At 35.6% G+C, this 8,431-nt stretch carries 10 protein-coding genes; all 10 read right to left on the bottom strand.

Annotated features, from left to right (window positions below; all coding sequences use genetic code 11):
• Positions 1-32: 32 nt before the first annotated feature.
• The 10 genes from IJ535_RS06045 to rimO are packed head-to-tail and all read right to left on the bottom strand — an operon-like array spanning position 33 to position 8,431.
• Entirely contained in the window at positions 33-908 is an 876-nt protein-coding gene (locus IJ535_RS06045; protein ID WP_294300124.1) for a hypothetical protein, read from the bottom strand.
• Positions 909-930: 22 nt separating this feature from the next.
• Entirely contained in the window at positions 931-1,458 is a 528-nt protein-coding gene (locus tag IJ535_RS06040) for a Holliday junction resolvase RecU (RefSeq protein ID WP_294300122.1), read from the bottom strand.
• A complete protein-coding gene (locus IJ535_RS06035; RefSeq protein ID WP_294300120.1) occupies positions 1,445-2,380 on the bottom strand; it encodes an RluA family pseudouridine synthase in 936 nt (311 codons plus the stop codon). Before IJ535_RS06035 ends, IJ535_RS06040 begins: the two co-directional genes overlap by 14 nt.
• Positions 2,349-4,307: a YgiQ family radical SAM protein gene (locus IJ535_RS06030; protein WP_294300119.1), complete on the bottom strand. Its 1,959-nt coding sequence runs from the start codon at positions 4,305-4,307 to the stop codon at positions 2,349-2,351. Before IJ535_RS06030 ends, IJ535_RS06035 begins: the two co-directional genes overlap by 32 nt.
• Before the next feature lie 6 nt (positions 4,308-4,313).
• A complete protein-coding gene (locus IJ535_RS06025) occupies positions 4,314-5,018 on the bottom strand; it encodes an ATPase (protein ID WP_294300117.1) in 705 nt (234 codons plus the stop codon).
• 4 nt (positions 5,019-5,022) lie between these two features.
• On the bottom strand, positions 5,023-5,511 hold the full coding sequence (gene coaD / locus IJ535_RS06020) for a pantetheine-phosphate adenylyltransferase (protein ID WP_294300114.1): 489 nt from the start codon (positions 5,509-5,511) through the stop codon (positions 5,023-5,025).
• 1 nt (position 5,512) lies between these two features.
• Entirely contained in the window at positions 5,513-6,064 is a 552-nt protein-coding gene (gene rsmD, locus IJ535_RS06015; RefSeq protein ID WP_294300112.1) for a 16S rRNA (guanine(966)-N(2))-methyltransferase RsmD, read from the bottom strand.
• On the bottom strand, positions 6,061-6,546 hold the full coding sequence (locus IJ535_RS06010) for a CinA family protein (protein ID WP_294300109.1): 486 nt from the start codon (positions 6,544-6,546) through the stop codon (positions 6,061-6,063). Before IJ535_RS06010 ends, rsmD begins: the two co-directional genes overlap by 4 nt.
• Before the next feature lie 2 nt (positions 6,547-6,548).
• Complete coding sequence (pgsA, locus tag IJ535_RS06005; protein WP_294293458.1) at positions 6,549-7,091, bottom strand: CDP-diacylglycerol--glycerol-3-phosphate 3-phosphatidyltransferase; 543 nt, start codon at positions 7,089-7,091, stop codon at positions 6,549-6,551.
• 11 nt (positions 7,092-7,102) lie between these two features.
• A complete protein-coding gene (gene rimO, locus IJ535_RS06000) occupies positions 7,103-8,431 on the bottom strand; it encodes a 30S ribosomal protein S12 methylthiotransferase RimO (RefSeq protein ID WP_294300107.1) in 1,329 nt (442 codons plus the stop codon).

Here is an 8,431-nt window from a genome sequence, read left to right as displayed (position 1 = left end):
TAAGATCTGACTCTTGAAACTCTTTTCTGATTTTATTCCAGTTGTAATTTTTTCTTTTGACCATAATGTTTTCCTCCTGAAAGGATTATGGCATTTTGGGATGGGCTTTCCAAGACGGCCGTTCTAGCTACACTTACGTTCTTTTTAAGAAGAATCATATTTAAAATAAAAATAGGTAGTATAAAAAACAATGCAAAATACTGAGTAAGCATTGCTAAAAATTCAATTATGCAAATTTTACGATAAATTTTCTTATCTTCCTTACAATCATTATGAGCCCATTGTAATGAATAATACAAAAGAATAACAAACCAAAATGTAAGCATAGCGTACATTCTATAGAAAGTAGCATTATTTACAAAATCAAAGCTTAAGCCATAATACAAAGTAGGAATTAAAGCTAATAAATACTGTTTATCGAAAATAATTAATCCAATCTTATAAATAAATAGGCAGGTTAAAAGTAAAAAAGCAATATTTACAACAAAGCCTGCAATCATTATATCGAGCTTTGGAAATAAAGAACAAATCGTTTTTAATACGTCATAATATAAAGGTGGATGAACATCCATTGCTGTCAGAACATACACATTTAAATAATCAAATCTATTCTGTGAATTGACAGTGTATCTATCCATTGCTTCATCGTATGTTTTATAATCATGTCCACCAATAAATGTATCCCAAAGCTTTGCTGAGTATTCATTTACTGTATGATTTTTTATAGCATCAATTGCTTCTGGAATAGAAATCGCTTTGCAATTAGTATAGAAAAAAGTTGCTGTCTCATCCAAAAAATATCCCTTCTTAAGTTGAAATATATTAAATGAATGAATAAAAATAATTAATAAAGTAACAATTAATAGTAATTTTTTCAGGTCAATTATTTCATTTAAATTCTTCTTCATAATCAATCCTCTTTAGTATTCATTATCTGTTGCTAAGATCAATATTTATCATATCTAAATATGGAACCAAAAGATTGGGTTTAGTTGTAAAAAAATATTGTTCGTCTAACTCCTCAATACGAAAGCTTTTTCTACCACCTTCCTGCATTCTATCCCAAAAACCTTTAAGCTTTTCAAATGTAAGATAGTAATATACATCTCTTTCGCTAAAGAAAATCAAGATAAACGCCAGACCATCCTGACCCTCCCATTTACCCATGAAATCAATCTGATGGGCATGGATATTTTGAAGGGGAAATGTGTCCTTATTACATTCCTTAGCATCAAAGCATACAGGGATTCCCTGTATAGCACCAACATAATCTACTGTAGATTTCTGGTCAAAATAGGCGAGAGTTATATGCCCCTTTTTATCCATATCAATTGGTGTTATAGGTGTTGGAATTTTTTGAATGAGGGCTAAACCGTTTTCGGCATAGACCTCATTAGTTTTATTTATGAATTCTTCGAATGTGGAACCACGAAGACCACGCGATTTATATGTAGCCATTAAACTCCCCCAGAAGTTCGCAGACATATTTTCTACCATCAGCAAATTCTATTGAATAAGCATGCAGTAGCTGTCCTCTTACCTTCTCCCTTTTATTTATTATCGTATTTCCGTATTTATTATCACCTAAAATAGGATGACCTATTGAAGCAAGATGTGCTCTGATTTGATGTGTACGTCCTGTAATTAGGTGAATTTCTAATAATGTAAAATCATCCCCTATATGAGATATAGGTTTGTACGCTGTTTTAATTGGCTTAGAATCCTTTGTTTCATTCTTAGTAATAGAAACCTTGTTAGTAGCTTCATCCTTTGATAAGAAGCCATCTATTAGCTGTTCATCATCAATTCTTCCGATAACAACAGCTCTATATAGCTTTTTACAGCTACGTTCCTTTAAAGCTTCTCCAAGAGTTTGAGCTGCCTTAAGAGTTTTAGCAAATAAAACAATGCCTGATGTGTTTCTATCAAGTCTATTACACACGCTAGGATGAAAATGCTTGAAGCTTTCTTCACTAAGTTCGCCCTTGGCAATCATGTATGAAATGGCCATTTCATTGATAGAAATATCTGATGGTGAGTCCTTCTGAGATTTGATACCTGTAGGCTTATTAATGATAATCATATCATCATCTTCAAAAACCAACTTGATATCATGTGAAACTTCCTTTAAGGAATAATAAAGTTCGTCTCGCTCACCAGCTCCTGTCATCTTGGCATAAGTTTCATCAGAAAACCAAATTTTGACAACATCGCCTGTATTAAGTTTTTCAGTACCATCAGCCTTTTTGTCGTTAAGTGTGATGTTCTTCTTTCTAAGCATCTTGTAAATAAAACTAGTGCTAGCCTCTGTAAGAACACGTTTTAAATACTTATCAAAACGCTGATTACTATCGTTTTCTTCTATTCTTAGTTCTTTCATTTGGTCTACTTTGCTTTCCAGAATTCTTATTTCTGGTATTTTTATTATTCTTTACAGAATCAGATTTCTTAGAAGCATTCTTCTTAGAATAGTTTTTCTTTGAGTCAGCCTTCTTGAATTCCTTACCCTTAATATTTCTAGGTGGAATCAGGCATTCCTCTCCAAATCCTATTAAATCTTCACGACCAGCTTTGATTAAAGCTTCCTTAACCAAATCATAGTTTTCTGGTCGCTTATACTGAATAAGAGCACGCTGCATAGCCTTTTCATGAGGATTCTTGCAGATATATACAGGCTTCATATCTCTAGGATCGATTTCTGTATAGTACATTGTTGTAGAAATTGTACTAGGTGTTGGGTAGTAATCCTGTACCTGTTCTGGTGACAAATGATGATCACGCAAATATTCAGCCAAAGCTATAGCATCATCAAGTGTACTACCTGGATGTGAGCTCATAAGATATGGAACAAGGTACTGCTTGAAGCCAAGCTCCTTGTTAATCTTAGCGTATTTATCACAAAAACTGTTGTAAACAGAAATATCTGGCTTACCAAGGTAGCTAAGAACATTATTCGAAATATGCTCTGGAGCAACCTTTAACTGTCCACTAACATGATATTTACATAGGTCACGAAGGAATGTATCGTCTTTGTCATACATAACATAATCGAATCTAACACCTGAACGAACAAATACCTTCTTCACCTTTGGAAGCTTTCTAAGCTTAGTAAGAAGGGCTACGTAATCCTTGTGATCTACCTCTAAGTTAGGACATTTAGTTGGGAATAGACACTGTCTATTTGTACATACACCCTTTGTAAGCTGCTTCTTACAAGATGGATTTCTAAAGTTAGCAGTAGGCCCACCAACATCATGAATGTATCCTTTAAACTCAGGATCTTCAGTGATAAGCTTAGCCTCGTTGATAATAGATTCATGGCTTCTAGACTGTATAATTCTTCCCTGATGGAAAGTAAGGGCACAGAAATTACAGCCACCAAAGCATCCTCTATTACTAATCAAAGAGAATTTAACCTCTTTGATAGCAGGAATACCGCCGTCCTTTTCGTACATAGGATGATAGGTTCTCATGTATTCGATAGCATAAACATCATCCATTTCCTGTCTTGTTAATGGCTTCTGTGGAGGATTTTGAACAACATACATTGCACCATCGTATGTTTCAACAAGCTTTTTAGCGGTAAATGCATCCGTATTTACGTATTGAGTGTAAAAGCTTTTAGCGTATGTTGCTTTATCCGCCTTAATTTCTTCGAAACTAGGAAGAATAAGTCCATCTTCAATGAAGGACTTATCTCTAGTCTTAAAAACAGTACCATCAATATATGTAATGTCCTTTACATCCATACCCGATGCAAGGCAATCTGCTATTTCAATAACTGAACGCTCGCCCATACCATAAGATATTAAATCTGCACCAGAATCAAGTAATATGGAACGACGCACCTTGTTTGACCAATAGTCATAATGCGCAAGACGTCTAAGTGACGCCTCAATTCCACCGATGATAATAGGCTTTTTCTTATAGGTATGTCTTATTAAATTACAATACACCACAGTAGCGTAATCTGGTCTAAGACCGATTTTACCGCCTGGAGAATAGTTATCATAATCTCTTCTATGCTTTGAAACACTGTAGTGATTAACCATGGAATCCATATTTCCCGCACTAACAAAAAAGCCAAGACGTGGCTCTCCTAAAATATTTATAGAATTATCGTCCTTCCAATCTGGCTGGGCAATAATTCCTACGGAATATCCATGCAATTCAAGAAGGCGGCAAATAATTGCCGCCCCAAATGAAGGATGATCCACGTAAGCATCGCCACAGACATAAACAAAGTCTAGTTGCTTTATGCCACGTTCATCCATATCTTTTCTACAAACTGGTAAAAACTTTTGCATATAAATCTACTCTTTATTAAAAAATTGCTCTGGTATATCAAGAGCTGGAATATCGTCATCATCATTTGACGATGGAGCCTCAGCTTGCTCGAAGCTTGGCTCAGTAGCTGCTGCCTCTCCTGTAGAATCTAAACTTGCAGCAGGATCAGCATCCCCATCATTTAATGAATCAGGAACAAGTGCTGCTCTGTTTCCATTAACAGTATCAAGGTATACCTGCATAGTGTTAAGGAAAGCTTCATCACGAGCCTTAGTAGTCTCGATAGAATTAGCAAGGATTGTTTGAATATTTGCAAGAAGCTCGTCAGTATAAGCAATAGCTCCCATACGAATATTGTTAGCATCCTCAGTTGCTCTATCAATTTTTTCCTGAGCGTTCTTCTGAGCTATAAGGATAACCTCATTTGCCTGTGCGTATGCCTGTTGCATAATCTGATGCTCAGAAACAAGCTCATTTGTCTGAACCTGAGCCTGGCTGATAATTTCATCTGCCTTAGCCTTAGCATCAGCAAGAATCTGCTCACGATTAGCAATCATTCTCTGATATTTCTTAATTTCATCAGGAGTCTTTGTTCTAAGCTCCTGGATTAATGACTCTAGCTCATCTCTGTTAACAACAATTTTGTTTGTTGAAAATGCAGATGGCTTGCAATCATCAATGTATGCTTCAATCTCATCGATGATATCTTCGATTTTACTTGTACTTGCCATGTTATTACTTCTCCTTATTGTTTATTTTGGCTTCTATGAGAGGTATAACCTGTGCTGGAACAAATAGGCTGATATCTCCTCCATAAGATGCAAATTCCTTAACAACAGTAGAGCTTAAATAAGCATATTTTAAGGATGTGGTCATGAATAAAGTCTCAAGCTGAGGATACTGAACTCTGTTGGCATGAGCTAACTGAATCTCATTTTCAAAATCAGTAACCGCTCTTAGACCCCTAATTATAACCTGAGCATCTTTTTCTTTTGCAAAATCAACTAATAAACCTTCAAAACATTCCACTCGAACGTTGTCTAAATTTTCAGTCAATTCCTTTATCATACTAACACGTTCATCGATGGAAAACAACGGATTTTTTTGCTTGTTATTTAAAACTCCCACAATCAACTCATCACAAAGCTTGCTTGCTCTAGTAATAATATCTAAGTGCCCAAAAGTGATAGGATCAAAGCTTCCGGGATAAATTGCTCGTTTCATTTTACGCCTTCTTTAAGAATATATGTTTATTTGTTTTGTAAATTTTTTCTTTTGTAATTTCGTAACCTAAATCTGTTACATAATCAAAGCTTGTATTAAGGCTGGCTTCTACAATGATAAGAGTATAATCATCTATGTAGGATTTATCCTTGAGCTGCTCTAATACCTGCTTTTCTATAAGCTTATCGTAAGGTGGGTCCATAAAAACTATATCAAAGCTTTCATGGTTATTTAGATTATTAAGTGCCATAGATATATCAGTCTTAAGCACTGTAGCCTTATCAGTAAGCTTTGCTTTTACAAGATTCTTTTCTATACAATCATAAGCTTTTTTATCTTTTTCAACAAAAACAGCTTCCTTTGCACCTCTGCTAAGAGCTTCTATACCTATCTGCCCACTACCTGCAAATAAATCTAAGAAATTAGCATCCGGTAAATCAAAAGCAATCATATTAAAAAGAGTTTCTTTAATTCTATCTGTGGTAGGACGTGTGTCCATCCCCTCAGGTGCCTGCAGATTTAATCCACGATTATTTCCTGCTATTACTCTCATGCCATCACCTTTAATTTATCCATACATTCAGCTAAAAGATTAAGAGCTTCCTTTGCAGCAGCAGCCCTAACCTGGCTTCGGTCTCCATTGAGATGTAATTCCTTAACAATACAATCATTGTCAGAATAAGCACAACCAATGTAAACAAGCCCAACAGGCTTAAGCTTAGTGCCACCAGTTGGTCCTGCAATGCCTGTAGATGAAAGACCAAAGGTAGCATTTGCCACCCTTCTAACACCTAATGCCATTTCTGTAGCTGTTTCTCTACTAACTGCACCTACACTTTTTAGCGTATCAGCAGATACACCCAGGTTCTTCATCTTGGCCTGGTTAGAATATGTAACATAGCCTTCATTAAAACAATCAGAAGCTCCAGAAACATCTACAATAGAGCTTGCAATAAGACCTCCGGTACATGATTCTGCAGTGGCAACTGTGTAATGATTGCTACAAAGCTCGTTAATCAAAGCAGCTGTATCCATGATTATTTTTGCTCCTTAAGAACATCACTATTCTGATAAATATAAATTACCAGTGAAAGTACTGTAAGAATAAGTGAAACCCAAATGAAAATCTGTCCTAATACCTGAAGCCAGCCAAATGGAAGGTTAGCAACAAGGATAATTATCATAATCATCTGAGATACAGTCTTAAGCTTGCCAAAAATATTAGCTGCAATAACAACGCCATTTTCAGCTGCAATTAATCTAAATCCTGAAATAATAAATTCACGTGCAACAATAATTATAACTATCCATGCATAAAGCTGACCAGTAGATATTAAACAAATCATTGCTGAACAAACCAAAAGCTTGTCTGCAAGTGGATCCATAAACTTACCAAAGTTAGTAACAAGGTTGTATTTACGAGCAATCTTACCATCTAACATATCTGTTAAAGAAGCAACAATAAAGATAAGATCTGCAATAATACGAAGTGCTAAACTTTCAGGGTTTATTAGCAAAAATAAAACAAAGAAAGGAATAAGTACAACTCTAAAAAGTGTAAGTTTGTTAGGTAAATTCATTTCTTTTAAATTCATAGCTTTACATCTCCTATTAAATCGTATTCATCATAACCTGTAACCTCAACGTCAACAAATTGACCGCTTACAAGTTCGGTGTCACTGTTTACAAAAATAAAACCATCAACACTAGGTGTATCTCTGTAGGTACGTCCTATAAAGACTCCGTCCTCAGGAAGCTTTCCTTCGATAAACACCTTTAATACACGACCGATATATTTCTCATTATTTGAAAGAGAAATATCCTTTTGGCAAAGCATAACTTCATCCTGCCATTTTAATTTAAGCTCATCATCTACCTGATTATCCATTGTAGCTGCAACTGTGCCATCTTCCTTAGAATAAGCAAATGCACCCAGTCTATCAAAGGACATGTCCTTAATAAAGGTAATCAGCTCCTGATGCATGGCTTCAGTCTCACCTGGGAACCCACAAATAAGTGTAGTTCTAAGGGAAATATCAGGCATTGCAGCTCTTAATCTTGCAGCTATATCCATGATATCCTTTTTATTGGTCTTACGACCCATCTTTTTAAGGATATCATCATTACAATGCTGAATAGGCATATCAATGTAATGGCAAATCTTAGGCTCTGATGCCATACATTCAATTAAATCATCTGTAATTTCTTCTGGATATGCATAAAGAATCCTAATCCATTCAATGCCTTCTATCTTACAAAGCTTATGTAAAAGCCTTGTTAAAGATTTCTCACCATAAATATCAATTCCATAAACGGTAGTCTCCTGAGCTACAAGAATAAGCTCTTTAACACCGCCTTCCGCAAGTGCCTTCGCCTCTGCAATAAGAGCTTCCATTGGAACTGAACGATAATTGCCTCTAATATAAGGGATTGCACAATAAGTACATCTTTTGTTGCAACCCTCAGCAATCTTAAGATAGGCATAATGTCCGCCTGTAGTAAGAACTCTTCTGCCATCCCTTGGAAGACCAACAAGCTCTTTTTTGAATACGGGCTTCTTGCCATTCTTTTCAAGAACAATATTAATAGCCTTAACAAGCTCATCGTAAGAATTAGTACCAATGATTGCATCTACCTCAGGTAAATCCTTAAGAATCTCATCAGTAAAACGCTCTGCCAAACAGCCTGTAACTATAAGCCCCTGTAAATGACCATTTTCCTTGTATGAACCAAGGTCAATAATGGTCTGAATACTTTCTTCCATTGCATCAGCAATAAAAGAGCATGTATTAACAACAATTATGTCTGCTTCTTCCTCACTGTCACAGATACTAAAACCACTGTCAATCAAATCCCCCAGCATGTGTTCTGAGTCAACAAGGTTTTTATCGCAGCCTAATGAAACAAATAATACTTTCAT

The organism is Pseudobutyrivibrio sp., from assembly GCF_017471675.1.
GTDB lineage: Bacteria > Bacillota > Clostridia > Lachnospirales > Lachnospiraceae > Pseudobutyrivibrio.
The sequence above is the reverse complement of the archived record's forward strand: the minus strand, read 5'-3'. Positions and strand labels throughout refer to the sequence as shown.